Origin of the sequence: Gottfriedia endophytica, assembly GCF_017814275.1 — a bacterium.
Taxonomy (GTDB): Bacteria; Bacillota; Bacilli; order Bacillales; family Bacillaceae_G; genus Gottfriedia; species Gottfriedia endophytica.
Genome location: NZ_JAGIYQ010000006.1, coordinates 141,128 through 162,534, shown reverse-complemented (window position 1 = coordinate 162,534; position 21,407 = coordinate 141,128). Strand labels below are relative to the sequence as shown.

The window sequence follows — 21,407 nt, the reverse complement described above, 5'->3', positions numbered from 1 at the left end:
TACTTCCCGATTAATTTTTTTAGAGTTAATTAAGAAATGAGATGCTTGATTCCTTATAAGATTAACCTGTTATAGATTTTCTTATGCTCTCCTACTAAAAAAACTCAATAATTAACTACTAATATTTATAAAAAGGGTAAATATAAAATTAGTTAGGTGAATATTATTCTTGGCATTGGAGGAAGTGTTTATGGGTGTAGCCTATTGGCAATCCTAAAAATATTAAACTAGGTGAGAGGCCATCCTAAAGATAAAGTCAAAATAAGGAGGTTAAAGCATGAAAGAAACTTCATTTTCAATGCAAATTAACGGGAAGGAATTCGTTGCACACCCTGGGCAAACAATTTTAGAAGTAGCTCAGGCAAATGAAGTATACATACCAAGTATTTGTTTTCATCCGAACCTCGGAACCATTCAAACTTGCGATACGTGTTTTGTCAACGCAGGAGGAAAAATGGTTCGTGCCTGTTCTACAAAAGCTGAGAACGGGATGACTATCGATACTCTCTCTCAAACTGTAAAGGATGCACAATATGAAGCTATGTCACGGATTTTAGTGAATCACGAACTGTATTGCACAGTTTGTGACAATAATAATGGAAATTGTGTAGTTCATAATACAGCCGAATATTTGGAAATTGAACATCAGAAATATAAATTTGAAGCAAAGCCGTATTCACCAGACCTTTCACATCCGTTCTATCGATATGAGCCCGATCAATGTATTTTATGTGGAAGATGCGTCGAAGCTTGTCAAGACTTACAAGTTAATGAAACATTAACAATTGATTGGAACCGTGAAAGACCTCGTGTTATTTGGGACAATGATGTACCAATCGATGAATCGTCTTGTGTTTCATGCGGGCATTGTGTAACAGTTTGTCCATGTAATGCCTTAATGGAGAAGTCCATGCTAGGTGAAGCGGGTTATTTAACGAAAATTCCCCCTGTCATGTTAGAACCAATGATCGATTTGACAAAAGAAGTAGAACCAGGCTATAAAGAGATTTTTGCTATTTCTGAAATGGAAGCCGCTATGAGAAAGGCTCGGGTCAAACGTACTAAAACGGTTTGTACATATTGTGGAGTTGGATGCAGCTTTGAAGTATGGACAAAAGATCGTCATATTTTAAAAATTGAGCCTCAAGAACATTCACCAGTAAATGGAATTTCTACATGTGTAAAAGGAAAATGGGGCTGGGATTATGTTAATAGCGAAGAGCGCTTAACAAAGCCTCTAATTCGTAAAGGAGATGAATTTGTAGAGTCAAGTTGGGAAGAGGCGTTTTCATTAATTGTTTCAAAGTTAACAGACATTAAAGAAAAATATGGTCCTGATTCTATGGGATTCATTGCTTCATCTAAATGTTCAAATGAAGAAAATTTCTTAATCCAAAAATTTGCCCGTGCGGTCATCGGGACAAACAATATAGACAATTGCTCAAGATATTGTCAATCACCAGCAACAGCAGGACTCTTACGTACAGTTGGAATTGGTGGAGATTCTGGAACAATAAAAGATATTGAGAAAGCAGGTTTGGTTATTATAGTTGGTGCTAACCCTGCTGAAGGTCATCCTGTTCTTGCAACTCGTATTAAACGGGCTCATAAGCTTCATGGGCAGAAACTGATTGTTGCAGATATAAGGAAGCATGAATTAGCAGAGCGTTCTAACTTGCTTATTCATCCTAAACCTAGTACAGACCTTATCTGGTTATCGGCCGTGACAAAATATATTATCGATCAAGGATGGCATGACAAGGAATTCTTGAAAAAACATGTAAATGGCGTTGATGAATATATTAAAACGTTAGATAAGTACACACTGGACTATGCTTCAAAGATGACTGGATTGACAAAGGATGAACTTATTGAAGTAGCAACGATGATTCATGAATCAGATGGAACATGTATTCTATGGGCTATGGGAGTTACTCAACATAAAGGAGCAACAGATACAAGTACAGCTATCTCAAATTTACTTATCATCACAGGAAACTATGCACGAGAAGGAGCGGGAGCCTACCCACTTAGAGGACATAATAACGTTCAAGGCGCTTGTGATTTTGGTACGGTGCCTATATGGTTTCCTGGATATCAACCTGTTCAGGATGAACAAGCTAGAAAACGATTTGAAAAGGCATGGGGTGTTACTTTGCCTAAAGATCCTGGATATGATAATCATCAAATGCTCGAAGGGATTAAGGAAGGTAAATTAAAGGCATTGTACTTATTTGGAGAAGAGATGGCATTTGTGGATTCGAATGCAAACTTTGTGGATTCTGAGCTTGCAAGTTTAGATTTCTTTGTGGTACAAGATGTGTTTTTCAGTAAAACAGCACAATTTGCTGATGTTGTTTTGCCTGCTGCCCCTAGTCTTGAAAAAGATGGTACATTCGTGAACACTGAGCGCCGAATTCAAAGATTTTATCAAGTGTTCGAGCCACTAGGTGAGTCAAAACCAGATTGGCTTATCTTCAAAGAACTTGCGAATCATTTTGGAGCGAATTGGACTTACGAGCATCCAAGTGAAGTTATGGATGAGGCAGCAAGCCTTTGTAGCATTTTTGCGGGTGTAAGTTATGAAAGACTCGAAGGATTTAACAGCCAAATTTGGCCAGTCGCCAAAGATGGTACTGACACACCACTTCTTTTCCTTGATGGATTCGGTTTTCCAGATGGGAAAGCAAGACTCTTTCCTGTTGAATGGACTCCGCCTTTTGAAGCTGGAAAGGAATATGATTTGCATTTAAATAATGGTCGACTGTTGGAACATTTCCATGAAGGAAACATGACATACAGATCTCCAGGACTTACACACAAGGTTCCACATCCTTGGTTGGAAGTTTCATTGGAACTAGCGAAGGAAAGAGGTCTTCAAGATGGTAGCTTAGTACGTTTAACGTCTCCGTATGGACAAGTTAAAGTAAGAACGATTGTCACAGATCGTGTAAAAGGAAAGGAATTGTACTTGCCAATGAATTCACGAGAAGACGATGAAGCTGTTAACCGTCTGACAAGTAGTTATCATGACTTGGTTACTCATACGCCGGCCTATAAAGAAATGAGCGTTAAAATGGAAGTATTAGAAAAAACAGGAGAATCACCTTTGCCAAAGGTAAATTATCGTTTTGGAAATCGTATGCCTCAAATTAGTGTAAGAGTGGAAGAAAAGTGGAAAAGAGATGATTTTACCCCGATAAACGAACTATATAAAGCTGGAGGTGAAGAACTTGGCGAAACCTATTAAGCAAATTAGAAGAGTCATCCCTACTCCTGAACAGGAAAGAGAACAAGCTATTACAGATATTTTAACAGCCCTTGCAAATAATCGGGAAGCTGTATTGGGAACCCTAGGAATAATAAAACAGCTCCAAGATATAGGTGTTTTAGCAGCTCTTAATGCGTTGCTTGAAAAACGTGTTGATGTAGGCGTAATTGCCATTAATCAAATTAATCAACCTAACATGCATAATATGATTAAAAATGGAATGAACGCTATAAACTTCCTTGGCAAAGTGAGTCCTGATCAATTACAAATTATGCTTGATGGAGTTAGTAGAGGCCTTGTACGATTTGGAGAAAAAATCGATAAACGTGAAAAAGCAAGCATATGGAAGCTTGGAAGTAGTATTGGAAATGATGATGTAAAGACAGCACTTGTTACTATGTTAGGGTTTTTAGAGGGGATGGGAGAAGTGTTCAAAGAAGATAAACAAGAGCTACATTAGAAAGGAGAATTTGCCAATTGGAAAAGGTATCTCTTAAGATAAATGGAATAAAAAATGATCAAGATGCTAATAAAATCCTTCAGGCTCTACATGAAGTCTGGGGAATCCGTGAAGCAGAAGTAAGTGTAGTAAACCAAACGGCTACGTTTAGTTATGATGAGAAAGCGGCCTCACAGACAGACTTTATTCAAGCCGTTAAAGATACAGGGTTTCATATTAATGATTAGTCTTTTATAAAAGAAAATAATAGAAGAATAAGTTAGAAAGGAGCCTACTTATGAAAGTATGTGAAGTTTGTGGTTCTGAAGAGCAAATGGAACATGAAGGAAACGAATTGTCTTCAACAAGAGTGCTTCACTTATGTGAAAGCTGTATAACGGATCGACGATTCTTATCTTTTGAGAATGAGGAATTACTATAAATAACTTGAAATGGTAAAAATAAAGGGATCAAAACCTTTTATTTTACCATTTTTTTATTATTTGAGTTTCTTCTATAGGCTATATCTTTGATGATTATTGACCATAATATAAATTAAGACTATTAAATAAAAAGGACTGGTAAGTATGCTGACACATGAACAAATTATGAGCGCTTTGAAACATGTTCAAGATCCCGAACTTCATAAAAGTATCGTGGATTTAAATATGGTAAGAAATATTCAAATAGACGGTACCCATATTCAACTAGAGGTTATTTTGACGATTCAAGGATGTCCATTAAAAGCAAAAATACAGGAAGATGTAGAAAAGTCTCTTCGAAATATTGGAGCTTCTACTGTTTCCTTAACTTTTGGTTCTATGACACCAGAAGAACGAGCTGAATTGACGCAAATGCTGAAGAAGAGCTCGACAACAAAGACTGGAATGCCGAATATGTTGCGACCTGATTCAGGTGTAAAATTTATTACTGTGACAAGTGGAAAAGGTGGAGTTGGAAAATCTACAGTTACTGTTAATCTGGCGATTGCTTTGGCCCGTATGGGGAAAAAAGTAGGAATATTGGATGCAGATATATATGGATTTAGTATTCCTGCAATGATGGGAGTTATACAAAGACCAACTATGATTGATCAGACCGTGATTCCAGTCATTAGTCATGGCGTTAAAATCATGTCAATGGGATTTTTCGCAGATAATAATAATCCAGTGATGTGGCGAGGGCCGATGTTAAACAAATGGATTCAAAACTTTCTTGCAAACACGCTATGGGGAGAACTGGATTACCTTCTCCTTGATTTACCTCCGGGTACAGGAGACGTAGCCATTGATGTAGCAGCAATGATTCCTCAAGCAGAGGAAATTATTGTCACGACTCCACACAATGTGGCTTCATTTGTTGCATCCAGAGCAGGTGCTATGGCGAAACATACTAAACACGAAATAGTAGGGATCGTCGAAAATATGGCGTTTTATGAAGAGCAAGATGGTACGAAGAATTATCTTTTTGGAAAGGGTGGCGGTGATATGTTAGCCGAAATACTACAATCCGAAGTAATCGCAAGAATCCCATTTGCCAAACGTGATGAAAATAAAGGCTTAAATGTATATGATGAAGATTCACTGACGGGAGAGATGTTTACATCTTTAGCTGAAGATCTTATTCATAGAAAAATAGTCTCATGATATATTTATCAAATTTATCCTGCATTAACGGGCAGTAAGACACCCACCTCAAGATTGAGAGAGAGGCGAGGAAGATAGGTGGGGGATAACTGCCCGTAAAAGCCCGATTGGGCGAGCTAACCATCAGTGGGGGATGCAGAAAAATCCCGACTGATGGAAGATTGGGGATAAAATTATCAAAAATGAAAAGGAACTACTATTTTGAGTAATTTAATATTGAGGTTAAACATATAAAGTATTATAATAATGGTACAAACGAAAAAATCATTGATGCCAGGTTATAATAATAGCCTTAGTGTCCTGTTTTTTTCAGTATAAGTGGTGAGATGGATTATAAGTAGTAAAAACTGCTTAGTTATTAGCCCGCCATAAAATAGAATGTGTATTACTATCATACACTCTATTTTATGGCGGGCTTTTTATTTTACAAAAAGGAGCAATTAAAAATGGCGGGAACAGTTCGAGTAAATATTAATGGGGAGCAACATGAGGTAGATCAAGGGACTCGAATTCTTGATTATCTTTTGGCACAAGGAGTAGAGCACCCACATATTTGTTATTCAGAAGTTTTAGGTCCTATTCAGACATGCGATACCTGTATGTGTGAAATTGATGGGAAAATTATGAGAGCATGTTCAACAGAAATTGAGGATGGAATGAATATATTAACATCTTCAGAACTAGCCAAATCGGCACAAACAGAAGCAATGGATCGTATTTTAGAGAATCATTTACTGTATTGTACGGTCTGCGACAATAACAACGGAAATTGCCGAGTTCATAACACAGCTGAGTTATTAGAAATTGAACATCAAACTCGTCCGTACCGAGAAAAAGGATACGATGTGGATATGTCACATCCTTTTTATCGATATGATCCAGACCAATGTATCCTTTGTGGACGTTGTGTAGAAGTATGTCAAGACTTACAAGTAAATGAAACACTATCTATTGATTGGGAACGCGACATTCCACGTGTAATTTGGGATGATGGAAAATCTATCAATGAATCTTCATGTGTTTCTTGTGGACAATGTGCTACAGTTTGTCCGTGTAATGCATTAATGGAAAAATCGATGTTAGGTGAAGCCGGGCTAATGACAGCAATTCCAAAAGACCTACTAAATCCTATGGTTGATCTTATTAAAGAAGTTGAACCAGATTATAAAACAATTTTTGCTTTATCAGAAGTGGAAGCAGCTGCTCGTGATAAACGAACGAAAAAAACTAAAACAGTGTGTACTTTCTGTGGTGTTGGATGTTCATTCGAAGTTTGGACAAAAGATCGTAAAATATTAAAAGTTGAACCAACAGAAAATAGTCCTGTAAACAGTGTTTCAACTTGTGTGAAAGGAAAATTCGGATGGGATTTTGTAAATAGTGACCAACGTATTACTTCTCCTTTAATCCGAAAAGGCGATGCATTTGTACCGGCTTCTTGGGATGAAGCACTTACATTAATTGCTGAAAAAATGGGTGCCATCAAAGAAACATACGGAAATGAAGCATTTGGCTTTGTAAGTTCATCAAAAACAACCAATGAAGATTCATATCTTCTGCAAAAATTAGCTCGTCAAGTATTTGGAACAAACAATATAGATAACTGTTCTCGTTATTGTCAATCTCCAGCGACAGACGGATTACTTGCAACAGTTGGTATTGGTGGAGATTCAGGTACTATTAAGGATATTGAAAATGCTGGACTTGTTATCACAGTTGGTGCTAACCCAACTGAAGGTCACCCAGTATTAGCGACACGTGTGAAACGTGCGAAGAAGTTACGTGGTCAAAAATTGATTGTTTCAGATCTACGTAAAACTGAATTTGCAGATCGTTCAGATTTATTTTTACATCCAAAACAAGGAACAGACTTTGTTTGGTTGACTGCAGTTGCAAAATATATCATTGACCAAGGTTGGCATGATGAAAAATTCATTCAATCTCGTGTGAATTATTACAAAGATTATTTAAAACTGCTTAATAAATATACTCTTGAATATGCAGAAGAAGTGACGGGTATTTCAAAAGAACAATTGATTCAGACTGCAAAAATGATCCATGAATCAACAGGAACTTGTATTTTATGGGGAATGGGTGTAACGCAAAACGTTGCAGGTTCTCATACGTCAGGCGCTATTGCAAACCTATTACTTATTACAGGTAATTTTGGTCGTACTGGAACAGGGGCATACCCACTACGTGGTCATAATAACGTACAAGGTTCTTGTGACATGGGATCACTTCCACAATGGCTTCCAGGTAATCAGCGTTTAACTGACAATGCTGCTCGTGAAAAGTTTGAAAAGGCATATGGAGTAAAAATCTCTGAAAAATCAGGGTTAACTAACATTGATATGTTAAAAGCTGTTGAAGATGGTAAGCTAAAAGCTATGTATCTGATGGGAGAAGAAATGGCATGGGTTGATTCAAACGCTAATCACGTGCATGAAACACTTAGCAAGTTAGATTTCTTTGTTGTACAAGACGTTTTCTTAACAAAAACAGCACAATTCGCTGATGTTGTGTTACCAGCGTCGCCATCTCTTGAAAAAGATGGAACATTCTCTAATACAGAGAGACGTATGCAACGCTTGTACAAAGTACTTGATCCATTAGGAGATTCAAAACCAGACTGGATGATTATTCAAGAAGTTGCTAAGTATATGGGTGTGGATTGGAACTATAGCCACCCAAGTGAAATCATGGATGAAATTGCAAGTCTTTGTCCAATATTTGAAGGTGTATCATACGATAGACTTGAGGGCTGGAATAGTTTAGTGTGGCCTGTACAAAAAGATGGAACAGATGAGCCACTTCTTTATACTAAGCGATTTAACTTCCCAGACGGAAAAGCTCGATTCTCTCTTACAGAATATGTTCCACCAATTGAATTTACACAAGAATTCGATCTTACTTTGAATAATGGTCGACTATTGGAACATTTCCATGTTGGTAATATGACAAATAAATCAAAAGGTCTTCAGTACAAATTACCTGAAGTATTCGTCGAAGTTTCACCTGAGCTTGCAAAAGAGCGTAATATTCAAGACGGATCATTAGTACGTTTAATATCACCTTATGGTTCTATTAAACTTCGTGCGGTAGTAACTGATAGAGTACAAGGAAAAGAATTATATGTTCCTATGCACTCAGTAAGTCATGAAAGTGCAGTTAATCTTTTAACTGGTAGTGTGGGAGACGTTCGAACACAGACACCAGCCTACAAACAGACGAAAGTAAAAATGGAGTTAATTAAGGCAGATGGAATCAGACCACTTCCAATGTATAACCCTCGTTATGCAAAGCGAAATCCACAATTAGGTGTACAAGTGGAACGAAAGTGGGCGCGTAAAGATTATGAGCCGATTGCAGATTTAAATAGATCGGGAGGTAACAAATAATGGCTAAACCAATTACGAAGATAGATGAACCAGTCCTTACGGAAAAGGAGATACAAGCTCAATCACTTGAAAAGGTTTTACAAGATTTGTCCCAAAATGCAGATGGGATTATAGAAACTATTAAACTACTTCAAGAACTTCATGATAGTGGGATTCTTGGAGCGATTAATAATCTTGTTGCAGCAAAAGAGCAGGTAGCCAAAATATTAGTGGGACAAATGTTACGTCCCCCTGTGATAACTGCCATTAATAATGCAATGGCTGCTGCAGGGGCAATAACAGAGATAGATCCTGAAACAACAAAAAAATTAATGGGTGGCCTTTCAAAAGGTCTGCAAAAAGCAGAAGAAGGATTCCAGTCAAACAAAAAAGTAGGAGTATTCGAGTTAGTTAAATTAATAAGAGACCCTGATGTTAATCGAGTTATAAAGTTTTCTTTAAATCTATTAAAAGGATTAGGAGAAGGATTAAAAGATTAAAAGATTAATCAAAGTAGGTTCTTATAAGAGGAGACCTATATTGATAATGAAGTTGATTGGAACGGAAGGTGCGAGACTCCTGTGGGAGCAGCGGGACAGGTGAGACCCCGCAGGAGCGATAGCAACGAGGAGGCTCACCGCACACCCCACGGAAAGCGTGCATCCTGGAGTTCCAATCAACTAATCGCATTCTTAAATAGCAACAAAGTTTAAGAAAACAGCCTTTATAAAATTTACTTTTTGAAACTATTAATAAAATTGGAGGATACTGATGATTGGATTGAAGAAGTTAAATAAGCGAAAGGGGCTAATAAAAATTTATCAAACGATGTTAAATACTTCATTAATTTTTCTTAGCTTTATTCTTACTTATTTTCTCTTTAGAGAACTTTATTATATTTTAAATGATGTTTTATTAGGAATTAAAGATGTTCATGAAATATTTAGTAAAATTCTTATATTTTTCTTATATTTTGGGTTTATTTCAATCATTGTCCAATATTTCAAAGAAAACTACCATTTCCCAATACGATACCTTCTATATATTGGGATTACTGCTACTATACGATTCATAATAGTAAATAACGGAGAATCAATTCATAATTTATGGTTAGCTCTTGTAATATTAGTTCTTACAATAAGTTATGTAATCTTACCTTCTACTGAAGTTAAAAATAATTCAAGATTTAATTAGGAGAAGAGAAATGAACAAAAATGTAGAACATCAATTCAATATGATACTTAGAGAAATTCGAAAAGATTATGTTGGTAATGGACCAAAAGAAATTAATACCCGTATGGTAGGTTCTTGGGTAATTAGTGAAATGAAAGGTAATTTAACGAATGTGGAACGATTTATGATTGGTTCACTTGAAGGGCAGAGAATAGTTCATGAAGCACGAACTAAATTAGTAAAGAAAATTTATAAAGATCCTCTGGTCTTAGAAAAGATTGAGGCAATAACTGGATCTAAAATTGTGAACATCTTTACAGATATTGATATTGACACTGATACAGCTATGACGATTTATGTTTTTGACGAACCTATACAGTGATTTTTGGATACAAAGTTAAAGGATGAGATACTTTGGACATTAGAAAAATGATAGAGACGATAGAGTTAAAAGAGATCAATACAGATTTACTTATTTCAAAAATGAACAAGAGTCTAATAGATCTGTATACCAATAAAAGTATTGAAGAATATACTGAAATTTTGAATGCTATGTTAGTATTAGCAGTCCACCTTAAATATGATTTAATTTTAAAGTATCTAGCTTGGGCACCTACTGTTGCTGCGAATGAGAGAATTCAATTTCAGGAAATATTTAAGTGCTTAGGTACAAGGAATAATAATAAAGATTGGTTCTTAAATTTATTTTCTTTATTTTTGGGAATTGCACATGTTTTTGGTTTTAATATGAGTGAAGTAGAAAGATGTTTCTTTGAAAATAAGAGATTAAATAGTTGTAGTACAGTAATTGTTGAATACTAAGTTTAACATAAGGGCATATAACTATTGATTATCAAATATGTAAAAATCTTAATTTATTAGGATAAATCACCTTTAAGTTTTATAAAATTCATATCAACTTGCTCAATGTTTCACAAACAATCGGTGAGAAATTTACTTTGAGCCTTAAAATTATAGCTCAACCTAAAGTTATATAAGAGAAGAAAGGAAATATAAAATGAATATTGTTACACTCTCAAGAATTCAATTTGCTTCTACAACACTCTTTCATTTTATCTTTGTACCACTTTCCATTGGTCTAGCTTTTTTAGTAGCTATTATGGAAACTTTATATGTGATAAAAAAAGATGAACAATATAAAAAAATGGCAAAGTTTTGGGGACATCTATTTTTAATTAACTTTGCTGTCGGTGTAGTTACTGGTATATTACAAGAATTTCAATTTGGTATGAACTGGTCCAAATATTCTCGTTTTGTAGGAGATGTTTTTGGTACCCCTCTTGCAATTGAAGCCCTTTTAGCGTTTTTTATGGAATCAACCTTTCTTGGTTTTTGGGTATTTGGATGGGATCGTCTTCCGAAATGGGTACATTGCTTATGTATTTGGCTTGTAAGTATAGGAACAATTTGTTCTGCCTTCTTTATCTTAGTAGCTAATTCATTTATGCAGCATCCAGTAGGGATGAAGTTAGAAAATGGACGTTTAGTAATGAAAAGCTTCTCTAAATTATTAGAAAACGGACAATTATGGGTAGAATTTCCCCATACAGTTTTTGGTTCATTTGCTACTGGTGCCTTCTTTATTACAGGTGTGAGTGCAATCATGCTTCTTAAAAAGAAAAATGTAGAATTTGCAAAAAAATCTTTTAAAGTAGCAATTATTGTTGGAATGTTTTCTGGTGTATGGATTGCTGCATCAGGACATGAACAAGCTCTCTATTTAGTCAAAACACAACCAATGAAGATGGCTGCAAGTGAAGCGCTATGGGAAAATAGTGGAAGTCCTGGTGCTTGGACCGTGGTAGCAAATATCAATCCCGAGAAAAAGCAAAATACAATGGAAGTTAAGATTCCATATCTATTAAGTTTTTTATCGTATGGAAAACTTTCTGGTGATGTTGAAGGAATGAATCATTTACAAAAACAATATACAAAGAAATATGGACAAGGAAATTATATACCACCAGTTCGTACAGCATTTTGGAGCTTTAGAATAATGGCGGGATTAGGTGGTCTATTATCCATTTTGGGTATCTGGGGATATTATTTAAATCATCGTAAAAAACTTTTAGAAAGTAAATTATTTCTACGTATCATGATCGCAGCTATTTCTTTTCCGTTTATTGGAAGTTCAGCTGGTTGGATTATGACTGAAATTGGTCGTCAACCTTGGGTAGTTTTTGGATATATGAAAACAAAAGATGCGGTTTCACCAGGTGTTACAGCTAACGAATTATTATTCTCTATTATTGCATTTTCTTGTTTTTATACAATTTTAGCAATTGTTATGGTCTACTTATTTATTCGTGAAATTAAAAAAGGTCCTGAACATGGGCATAACCACGAATCAAATACAAACATATCATTAGATCCATACTCTAAGGAGGAATATAACGTTGTCTCTCAATGATTTATGGTTTACATTAGTTTCTACTCTTTTTGTAGGGTTTATTTTTCTAGAAGGTTTCGATTTTGGAATAGGGATGATATCACGTTTCCTTGGAAAAAACGATTTGGAAAGACGTGCATTTATTAATACGATTGGTCCATTTTGGGATGCCAATGAAGTATGGTTAATCACTGGGATAGGTGGAATGTTTGCAGCATTTCCAGATTGGTACGCAACTTTATTAAGTGGATTTTATATTCCCTTTGTTCTCATATTGTTATCCTTAATTGGACGTGGTGTTGCTTTTGAATTTAGAGGTAAAGTAGAAAGTAAAGTTTGGCGAAATATTTGGGATTGGGTTATCTTTTTCGGAAGTTGTTTTCCGCCAATGCTTTTTGGAATAATCTTTTCAGCTATAATAAAAGGATTGCCAATTGATAGAAATATGGTTATGCATGCAAGCCTTTCAGATATTTTTAATGTGTATACGGTAATGGGAGGAATCACGCTTACTATGCTTTGTTTATGGCATGGTCTAAATTTTGCTACCATTCGAACAATGCATGAGATTAGAGATCGATCTCGAAATGTGGCAAAAAAATTATTACCAATTAATGCTCTATTGATTATTGTTTTTTCTATAATGACATTAAATACAACAGATTTATTTTACGTTCATAATCACATTATAGTGTATGTATTTTTTATAGGGGTAATTGTTTATCTACTTGCTCTCATCTTTCAAGTAAAAGAGAAAGACGGATGGGCGTTTACGATGTCGGGCTTAATCCTTATCTTATCAACAGCATCTATTTTTATAGGTTTATTTCCACGTCTGTTAATTAGCTCAACTGATTCTAATTTTAATTTTAATTTAACTATTTTTAATGCAGCATCTAGTCATTATTCATTAAGAATAATGTCATTTGTAGGAATCGGATTATTGCCATTTGTCTTAGGTTATCAAATTTGGAGTTACTACGTTTTCCGTAAACGAGTAAATCATAAGAAGAATATGGAGTATTAATGGTGATTAATTTAGTGTTAAATAGTTAAAATCAGTAGACGTTGAAAGGGAAAATTACAATTAATAGAGGTAATAACAAATATGGAGATAGCTCACTATTTAACTGAAATTATAAAAGAGATAAATCTTGCTTCAGAACTTATTCCAGTTGAATCATCAGAAAACCTATACAATAAAATTTTAAAATCCAATAAAGTTTTTGTAGCTGGTGCTGGTCGATCAGGATTTATGGTTAAGTCTTTTGCCATGAGAATGATGCATTTGAATAAAAATTCATATGTAATAGGAGAAACAATCACACCTAGTTTAGGGGAAGGTGACTTGTTGCTTATTGGTTCTGGTTCAGGAGAAACAAAAAGCTTAATAACTTTAGCAGAAAAAGCAAAAAAATTAGGTGGTACCGTTGTACTGATAACGATTTTCCCTGAATCAAGTCTAGGAAAATTAGCAGATACTATAATTACATTACCAGGTTCATATAAAGATATGTTAAAAAGTCATTATCAAACTATACAGCCAATGGGATCTTTATTTGAACAAACATTGTTATTATTATTAGATGCAGTCATATTAAGATATATGGAAGATAAGGGAATAGATTCCCAAACTATGTATGGGAGATATGCAAATCTTGATTAAAGAAAACTAGAATGTTTCCATTTTGCTGAAAAACTGTAGATTAATCTGCAGTTTTTTTTATTTTTAGTTGTTGATAAAAGAGAAGAAGAATAGTTAAGTTGTAATTCAAGTACTCCTACTAGGGGTAGCTCCACATCGCTATTAACTTAAAAAATTGGTTGTCACCAAAAACGGTCGTTTTTGTTACAGTTACTGGCATGCTATAATTAAAATTCTCTTATTTAATTAGGATAGCAAAGACACAAAGATAGAAGAGTTGCTTTAGTGGGTCATATCTAAAAATAATATCATTTGTATAATATCAAAGTTCTATCTTAGCAACTGTAATAAATTATGTATTCCTGTGACATAATTTTACATATGTCTCGGTTAATCCATACAAACAGATTAAGTTAGAGGAGGATGAGGGGAATTATATGAGTATAACTAAAAAGCACAAGTCCAATAAACTAAAAATCGTTTTACGAGTATTAATGATAATTATTGGGGCATTTATAACATCATATGGATTAGAATCGGTATTAATCCCAAACAATGTATCAGATGGTGGTGTAACGGGTTTAAGTATCGTTAGTTCAGAAGTACTTGGATTACCATTAGGACTTTTAATTGCAATCATTAACATCCCTTTTGTTTGGTTAGGGTATAAGCAAATTGGTAGAAATTTTGCTATTTATTCGATTATCGGTATTGCTTCATTAGCAATCGGTACGGTTCTCATGCACGAAGTACGAACTATTATTCATGGTGATACATTGTTAGTTACCGTTGTTGGGGGGATTATCATCGGTTTTGGTATGGGGTTAGCATTACGTAATGGCGGTGCATTAGATGGAATTGATATGTTAGCTGTATTACTTTCTCGAAAGTTACCTTTTGAGACAAGTGATCTCATCTTATTTTTAAACATGTTTGTCTTTATTTTTGTCTCAACAATATTTGGTCTTGAAGGGGCTATTCTTTCAGCCATTGCTTACTTTATTGCTTCTAAAGTTATTCACATCGTTGAAGTAGGTTTAAGTGGTTCTAAAACATTTAAAATTATCACAAAGGAACCTAAAATAATGGTAGAGACAATTCGAGATCGCTTAGGTCGAAGTGCAACGTATAATGAAGTTTACGGCGGTTATTCACATGAACAATTTAAAGAAATCACTTGTGTCATTAACCGTTTAGAAGAAAGTGAAATGAAAGAAATCATTCATGAAATTGATGAAAATGCCTTTGTTACGGTATATGACGTAGCGGAAGTAAAAGGCGGTAATTTCAAAAAACATGATATTCATTAATTATAACCTAGAAAAATTAAATATAGTTTTACAAAAAAATCACCTTTTAGTTTGACTGAAAGGTGATTTTTATAATGGATTTTTATGTTAATGTTTTACATGTTCTTATCAATAGTAAGAGCTTTTTTGGTATTGATTATTTATAAATAGAGTAATCAATAACTTTCGGATTCTTTGGTTGATCATCTAAAGTACTGTAAAGACTAGGGAATTCAAAAGATAACTGATATTTCCCTGCGTTATATGTTAAGATATGTGACCCTTTATATTCAATTTCTTTAGCAGGCTTACCTAAAGTAGCATTTACTGTATTTAAACGAATTGAGTCAAGAGCATGATTAGTTGTTATCTTGCCTAGTTTTGCGTCTTTCATTATTTGTTGTAATTTCGTTTGTTGAATTGTTAATTCAGACGGATAAATAGAGTAATCAATTACTTTTGGATTCTTTGGTTGATCATCTGAAGTACTGTATAGGCTAGGGAATTCAAAAGATAACTGATATTTCCCTACGTTATATGTTAAGATATGTGATCCTTTATATTCAATTTCTTTAGCAGGTTTACCTAAAGTAGCTTTTACTGTGTTTAAACGAATTGAATCAAGAGCATGATTATATGTTATCTTACCTAGTTTTGCGTCTTTCATTATTTGTTGTAATTTTGTTTGTTGAATTGTTAGCTCAGACGCATAAATAGAGTAATCAGTTACTTTTGGATTCTTTGGTTGAATATCTGAAGTACTGTAAAGACTAGGGAATTCAAAAGATAACTGGTATTTCCCTGCGTTATACGTGATGATATGTGACCCTTTATATTCAATTTCTTTAACCGGCTTACCTAAAGTAGCTTTTACAGTGTTTAAACGAATTGAGTCAAGAGCGTTATTACTTGTTGTCTTGCCGTGTTTTGCATCTTTCATTATTTGTTGTAATTTCATATGTTGTTTTTTTAGTATAGTTTTATTAGATACTGTTAATGGTTTAACGTTCGTAGCTGCATGAGTTGTCAGTGTTAATCCTAGTAATAAAGTTGAAGATACTGCTGTACTGATTACGATTTTTTTAGTTAATTTTTTCATGATATTCATCCCTCTTATACTTCTTTTTTATTTTCCACGTCACAATTGCGATGTATATTTATTTTAATTTTTGAGCTCTATAAATAAGACGCATAGCTCGACCAAAAAGTTTTAAATAAAAATAAAATTTATTCAAAATAATATTTATTCCACATTAACGGAAAGTGAGCCCCCCACCTTAAGATCGCACATTTATATACTCTTCAATGAGACTATCTATTACTTTCACAAGCTTATTAAATTTTATTTCATACTTGACGCACTTTAATTACGTATATATACTAACTTACATAAAGTAACTTGATTATTTTTGATAAATATTAGGTATTTTATAATTTACATCAAAGTGATCTTAGCTTTCAATTTTAAATTACAGATAAAGAAAGACAAGATAATAAATTAGAAAGAGGTAAGAAAAGTGATTAAGAAATATGAGATTGGGGCGTTAGTTTTACGTCTGGTATTGGGGATTACATTTTTTATTCATGGTTTTGCGAAATTTCAAGGTGGAATTGAAAATGTTGCAGGCTGGTTTAGCAGTATGGGATTGCCAGGATTTATGGCTTATGCAATTGCTACAATTGAACTTGTCGGAGGCATTGCATTGATCTTAGGACTTGGGACACGTGTCATCAGCACTTTGTTTGTATTTGTTATGCTTGGTGCAATTATTAAAGTGAAACTGGCAGCAGGATTTATGGGAGATGGGAAAACAGCTGGGTATGAGCTAGAATTGGTACTTCTTGCAATAGCTGTTTACCTTGTTGTATGTGGAAGTCGATTGTTCTCTCTTCAAAATCTATTTGGCAACAAGGAAAAATAGTAAACGTAGAACCCTCTCGTTGTAAATGAGAGGGTTTTATAATTGTTATTAAATATAAAGTCGTAGATAAAAATAACTTTAATCTTCTATGTAATATAGGATTTGGTATTGGGAATAGTACAGTTATGACTAAAAATTCCTAGTATTCCTTTGAGGTGAAATTTGTAGATATGGATAGAAAACAGAAGTGGAGCTTATGGGCACTTTCATCTGTTCCTTTAGTTATGACGCTTGGAAACTCCATGTTAATTCCTGTTCTACCATTAATTGAAAAGAAGTTAAAAATTACTGATTTTCAAGTATCGCTTATCATTACGATTTATTCGATTGTCGCTATACTTTTAATTCCTGTAGCGGGTTATTTATCAGATAAATGGGGAAGAAAGAAAGTCATTATTCCAAGTTTATTAATAGCAGGAATAGGCGGAGCTTTTACAGGATGGGTTTCATGGAAATTTGAAACTCCATTTATGTGGATTTTAATCGGACGAGTCATACAAGGTGTTGGCTCAGCGGGTGCAATGCCTGTAGTGATTCCTTGTGTAGGTGATATGTTTGAAGATGAAAAACAAGTTAGCACCGGTCTTGGTCTAGTCGAAACATCCAATACATTAGGTAAAGTGCTAAGCCCAATTCTAGGATCTTTACTAGCTTCATTTGTTTGGTTTCTTCCATTTTGGTTCATTCCGGTATTATGTATCATTTCCATCATTTTGATTATCTTTTTTGTAAAACCGCCAAAGCAAAAACAAGAAGCACCCCCACTAAAAATCTTTCTTCAAAATGTAAAGTCGATTTTATGTGAAAAAGGTCGCTGGCTCTTTCCTATTTTTTTGCTTGGTGGAATTGTTATGTTCATTCTATTCGGTGTTCTTTTTTATTTATCTTCCATTTTAGAAAAGAAATATCATTTAGATGGCGTTTGGAAAGGTGTTGTATTAGCAATTCCATTAGCTTCACTTTCACTCACTTCTTATTTAACAGGGAAAAAAATTGGTAATAACAAAACGATAATGAAGTGGTGCATCTGTATTGGATTTTTCTTATTAGGAATCACATTAATCATTCCAATTTTCTTTAAAAACATTTACATCATTATAGTGTGTCTAGTATTTAGTGGGCTTGGAATTGGTGTAAGCCTTCCTAGCTTAGATGCCTTAATAACAGAGGGAATCCAAAAAGAACAAAGGGGTTCAATTACATCTCTATATAGTTCAATGCGATTTGTTGGAGTAGCAGCAGGTCCACCCGTATTTGCTTTATTAATGAAGGGACCAGATAACTATATATTTTTACTATCCATTTTTTTAGCAATAGGAGGAGCAATTTTAGCATTCTTTTTTATTAAACCGAAGACTGATGAAAAAAGTGGAGTAGAAAATAAGGAAGCATAAACTTTAAGGTTGTGCTTCTTTATTTAATTATGGATTTTTTTATTAACCTGGAATTCTTTGTCTCACACCTCCCTTCAAAAGATTAGTGGTGGAAATATCCAAAAAAGTTTCAAATAATTCATTTATTTATAATTATTTATTAAAATATAAAATAGAAAGTCTGAAATAAATGTAGTGTATCATATTCATAATTTGAAAATGTGCATTTTGGGATAGGTGATTTATTTAAAAGGCTCTTTTCTTAAAGATTGTTGTTTTTGAGATTATTAATTTTAAAGACAGAAGTTGATTACAATGGAAGGTGCGAGACTCCTGTGGGAATAGCGGGAAGGCTGAGACCCCGCAGGCTTGCCGAGGAGGCTCAGCTCACGCCCCACGGAAAGCGAGTATCCTGGAGTTGTAATCAACTAACGCATTCTAAAATAGCTACAGTGTATACGAAAACAGCCATTTAAAAAGACTTTTTGGAGGTTAATTTATGAGTGAGCTTAATTCATTATTTCGTAAAAGAATCGGCATTTCAGAAGAAGAGAATATTACATTTGAAACGCTAGATAACATACTTGAAAAAACAGCATATAACATCCCTTTTGAAAACCTATGCATTATTGAAAATAAAACAAATGATATTACAAAGGAAAACTTAATGAACAAAATATTGTTGAAGAAAGAAGGCGGTCTATGTTATGAATTAAACTCTATATTCTATTTGTTCTTAATCGAAAATGGATTTAATGCATTCTTAGCACGTGGAGTTGTATACAATCAAGAAAATCAAGGGTTCCAAACACATGGAAGAAATCATGTAACGATCCTTATAAATCATGAGGGACAAACATATTTAATCGACACTGGCTTTGGAGCGAATCTGCCATTAAAGCCAGTCCCTTTAACAGGAGAGACTATAATCTCTAATAATGGTAAATTCCGGATCGAAAAAGTGAATACTGAACATGGAGATTATGTGCTTCACATAAAATTAAAGCATAAGGATACAGATTGGAGAATTGGATATGCTTTTGATTCCAAGAGAATGGTAACAGATTTATTGGAGCTTAATGAGATTCAATCGGCTATCTCTGAACACCCAGAATCACCTTTTAATAAAAATCCTTTAATCACTCGACTTACTAGTGGAGGAAGTGTCACATTAACTGATTCTTCCTTTACACAATGGGTTGATGGAAAAGTTACAAAAGAGAAAATTGGCTATGCGAGATTCAAAGAGTTATCGAAACGGCATTTTGGATTATAGATTATATAATAATAGATTTTATAAATGAATGGATAGGGGTAGAAAATATTCTGTTACTCTATCCATTTTTTAGTTAGATAATAATCTAATGTATTAGTTAATTATTCTAGTAAGCTTAATCCTCATAGCAACTACTGTTAAAAAATAAATTAATAAGTAAAGATTACCATAGAATAAATATTGTATTATTATTCAGTAGAATGTATAATCATAAATATCTTAATCTTGAATTTTTAAAACATGTTCATCATACCAAGATAGAAACAACATTCTTTTAAAATGTCATTAACAGGGAGAGAGTGTTTAATGAATATAAAATCACAAATTGCAAACTTAGAATCATATAATCCAGGAAAGCCAATTGAATTAATAAAAAAAATGCATGGACTTGATCGAGTTGTGAAATTGAATGCGAATGAAAACCCATTTGGCTGTTCATCAAAGGTTTTCGAAGCATTACAGACCATTTCTGAACAATTTGCAATTTATCCTGATGGTCCTGGAGAAGCACTAAGTCAAAAGGTTGCTGAATTTTTAAGTGTTCAGCCAGAGCAATTGCTATTTGGCAGTGGAGCAGACGAAGTCATTCAAATGATTAGTCGTGGTTTAATAGAATCAAAGCATAATATTGTACAAGCTACACCTACTTTTTCTCAATATGAACACCATGCCATTATTGAAGGTGCTGAAGTACGTAATGTGCCATTGTTAAATGGTGTTCATGACCTTAATGAGATGTTAGAACAAATAGATGAACAAACCAAAATTGTATGGATTTGTAATCCGGCTAATCCTACTGGTACTTATGTAAATCAAGCAGAGTTAGAGAATTTTTTACAGTCAGTTCCAAAATCAACTTATGTTGTCGTTGATGAAGCATATGTAGAATATGCAATAGCAGAGGACTTTCCAAATACGATTTCATTACTTCACCAATTCGATAATGTCATTATTCTACGTACATTCTCTAAAGTATATGGTCTAGCATCGTTTCGAATTGGATATGGAATTGGTCATCCCAATCTAATGGCAGAATTAAATAAAGTAAGACTTCCATATAATACTTCACTGACTGCTCAAATTGCAGCAATGGCAGCACTAGAAGACCAAAAATTTATTAAAGAATGTGTCAGTAAGAATTCAGAAGGATTACAACAGTATGTAGATTTTTGCGAAACATATGGTATCTCATATTTTCCATCGCAAACTAATTTTATTTACTTAGAAATAGAAAATAGTAAAGACATTTTTGAAAAACTTGAATCAAAAGGTTTTATTATCCGACATTTTCCAAATGCTATTCGGGTTACAATTGGTAAGCAATCTGATACTGAAGGATTAATCAATTGCTTGAAAGAATTTATAGTTAAGAAAACATCGTTAAACGTTTAAAGCTGAAAAATAATCAATCAAAGGGGACATCTACAATGTTACAAGCACAAATGATTAACGCATTAAAACATCATCATCGTAAGAGGGATTGAATCTATGAACTAAAAAAATGTTCATGGATACAAGCCCTATTCGTGTTACGATAAGTGCTTGTGTCGCTGGAAAGCCATACAGGTACTTACCTGTATGGC

Annotated in this window: 19 protein-coding genes; 18 read left to right on the top strand and 1 reads right to left on the bottom strand. The window is 34.0% G+C overall.

The window, feature by feature from the left end:
- Window positions 1-277: 277 nt before the first annotated feature.
- From fdhF (J5Y03_RS11240) to J5Y03_RS11175, 14 genes are all read left to right on the top strand, one after another.
- The gene (fdhF, locus tag J5Y03_RS11240; protein ID WP_209405621.1) at window positions 278-3,250 is read left to right on the top strand and encodes a formate dehydrogenase subunit alpha; all 2,973 of its coding nucleotides are present in this window, start codon (window positions 278-280) and stop codon (window positions 3,248-3,250) included.
- Complete coding sequence (locus tag J5Y03_RS11235; RefSeq protein WP_209405619.1) at window positions 3,234-3,731, top strand: DUF1641 domain-containing protein; 498 nt, start codon at window positions 3,234-3,236, stop codon at window positions 3,729-3,731. The genes fdhF (J5Y03_RS11240) and J5Y03_RS11235 overlap by 17 nt, the downstream gene beginning before the upstream one ends.
- Before the next feature lie 17 nt (window positions 3,732-3,748).
- A complete protein-coding gene (locus J5Y03_RS11230; protein ID WP_209405617.1) occupies window positions 3,749-3,958 on the top strand; it encodes a heavy-metal-associated domain-containing protein in 210 nt (69 codons plus the stop codon).
- 50 nt (window positions 3,959-4,008) lie between these two features.
- Window positions 4,009-4,152 carry a hypothetical protein gene (locus J5Y03_RS11225; protein WP_209405615.1) on the top strand — a complete coding sequence of 48 codons (144 nt, stop codon included), beginning with the start codon at window positions 4,009-4,011 and terminating at the stop codon, window positions 4,150-4,152.
- Between the two features lie 145 nt (window positions 4,153-4,297).
- Entirely contained in the window at window positions 4,298-5,356 is a 1,059-nt protein-coding gene (locus tag J5Y03_RS11220) for a P-loop NTPase (protein ID WP_209405613.1), read from the top strand.
- A gap of 446 nt (window positions 5,357-5,802) precedes the next feature.
- Window positions 5,803-8,757: a formate dehydrogenase subunit alpha gene (fdhF, locus tag J5Y03_RS11215; RefSeq protein WP_209405611.1), complete on the top strand. Its 2,955-nt coding sequence runs from the start codon at window positions 5,803-5,805 to the stop codon at window positions 8,755-8,757.
- Entirely contained in the window at window positions 8,757-9,236 is a 480-nt protein-coding gene (locus J5Y03_RS11210; protein WP_209405609.1) for a DUF1641 domain-containing protein, read from the top strand. Before fdhF (J5Y03_RS11215) ends, J5Y03_RS11210 begins: the two co-directional genes overlap by 1 nt.
- Before the next feature lie 271 nt (window positions 9,237-9,507).
- Window positions 9,508-9,930: a phosphate-starvation-inducible protein PsiE gene (locus tag J5Y03_RS11205; protein WP_209405607.1), complete on the top strand. Its 423-nt coding sequence runs from the start codon at window positions 9,508-9,510 to the stop codon at window positions 9,928-9,930.
- Between the two features lie 10 nt (window positions 9,931-9,940).
- Window positions 9,941-10,291, top strand: coding sequence for a DUF2294 domain-containing protein (locus J5Y03_RS11200; RefSeq protein WP_209405605.1), 351 nt, complete (start codon window positions 9,941-9,943; stop codon window positions 10,289-10,291).
- A 32-nt stretch (window positions 10,292-10,323) separates the two neighbouring features.
- Entirely contained in the window at window positions 10,324-10,731 is a 408-nt protein-coding gene (locus J5Y03_RS11195; protein ID WP_209405603.1) for a nucleoside triphosphate pyrophosphohydrolase family protein, read from the top strand.
- A 196-nt stretch (window positions 10,732-10,927) separates the two neighbouring features.
- Window positions 10,928-12,340: a cytochrome ubiquinol oxidase subunit I gene (locus tag J5Y03_RS11190; protein ID WP_209405601.1), complete on the top strand. Its 1,413-nt coding sequence runs from the start codon at window positions 10,928-10,930 to the stop codon at window positions 12,338-12,340.
- The gene (gene cydB, locus J5Y03_RS11185) at window positions 12,327-13,346 is read left to right on the top strand and encodes a cytochrome d ubiquinol oxidase subunit II (protein WP_209405599.1); all 1,020 of its coding nucleotides are present in this window, start codon (window positions 12,327-12,329) and stop codon (window positions 13,344-13,346) included. Before J5Y03_RS11190 ends, cydB begins: the two co-directional genes overlap by 14 nt.
- A gap of 81 nt (window positions 13,347-13,427) precedes the next feature.
- Window positions 13,428-13,985, top strand: a complete 558-nt coding sequence (gene hxlB / locus J5Y03_RS11180) for a 6-phospho-3-hexuloisomerase (RefSeq protein ID WP_209405597.1) — start codon at window positions 13,428-13,430, stop codon at window positions 13,983-13,985.
- Window positions 13,986-14,401: 416 nt separating this feature from the next.
- Window positions 14,402-15,274, top strand: coding sequence for a YitT family protein (locus J5Y03_RS11175; protein WP_209405595.1), 873 nt, complete (start codon window positions 14,402-14,404; stop codon window positions 15,272-15,274).
- A gap of 136 nt (window positions 15,275-15,410) precedes the next feature.
- Here J5Y03_RS11175 and J5Y03_RS11170 read toward each other — a convergent pair whose 3' ends face one another.
- Window positions 15,411-16,352, bottom strand: coding sequence for a DUF4309 domain-containing protein (locus tag J5Y03_RS11170; protein ID WP_209405593.1), 942 nt, complete (start codon window positions 16,350-16,352; stop codon window positions 15,411-15,413).
- A gap of 418 nt (window positions 16,353-16,770) precedes the next feature.
- Here J5Y03_RS11170 and J5Y03_RS11165 point away from each other — a divergent pair, with 418 nt between their 5' ends.
- The 4 genes from J5Y03_RS11165 (at window position 16,771) to hisC (ending at window position 21,216) form a co-directional block, all read left to right on the top strand.
- The gene (locus J5Y03_RS11165; protein WP_209405591.1) at window positions 16,771-17,175 is read left to right on the top strand and encodes a DoxX family protein; all 405 of its coding nucleotides are present in this window, start codon (window positions 16,771-16,773) and stop codon (window positions 17,173-17,175) included.
- A 170-nt stretch (window positions 17,176-17,345) separates the two neighbouring features.
- A complete protein-coding gene (locus J5Y03_RS11160) occupies window positions 17,346-18,569 on the top strand; it encodes an MFS transporter (RefSeq protein ID WP_209405589.1) in 1,224 nt (407 codons plus the stop codon).
- 478 nt (window positions 18,570-19,047) lie between these two features.
- A complete protein-coding gene (locus J5Y03_RS11155) occupies window positions 19,048-19,824 on the top strand; it encodes an arylamine N-acetyltransferase family protein (RefSeq protein WP_209405587.1) in 777 nt (258 codons plus the stop codon).
- A 306-nt stretch (window positions 19,825-20,130) separates the two neighbouring features.
- Complete coding sequence (hisC, locus tag J5Y03_RS11150) at window positions 20,131-21,216, top strand: histidinol-phosphate transaminase (RefSeq protein ID WP_209405584.1); 1,086 nt, start codon at window positions 20,131-20,133, stop codon at window positions 21,214-21,216.
- The last annotated feature ends 191 nt before the right edge of the window (window positions 21,217-21,407 follow it).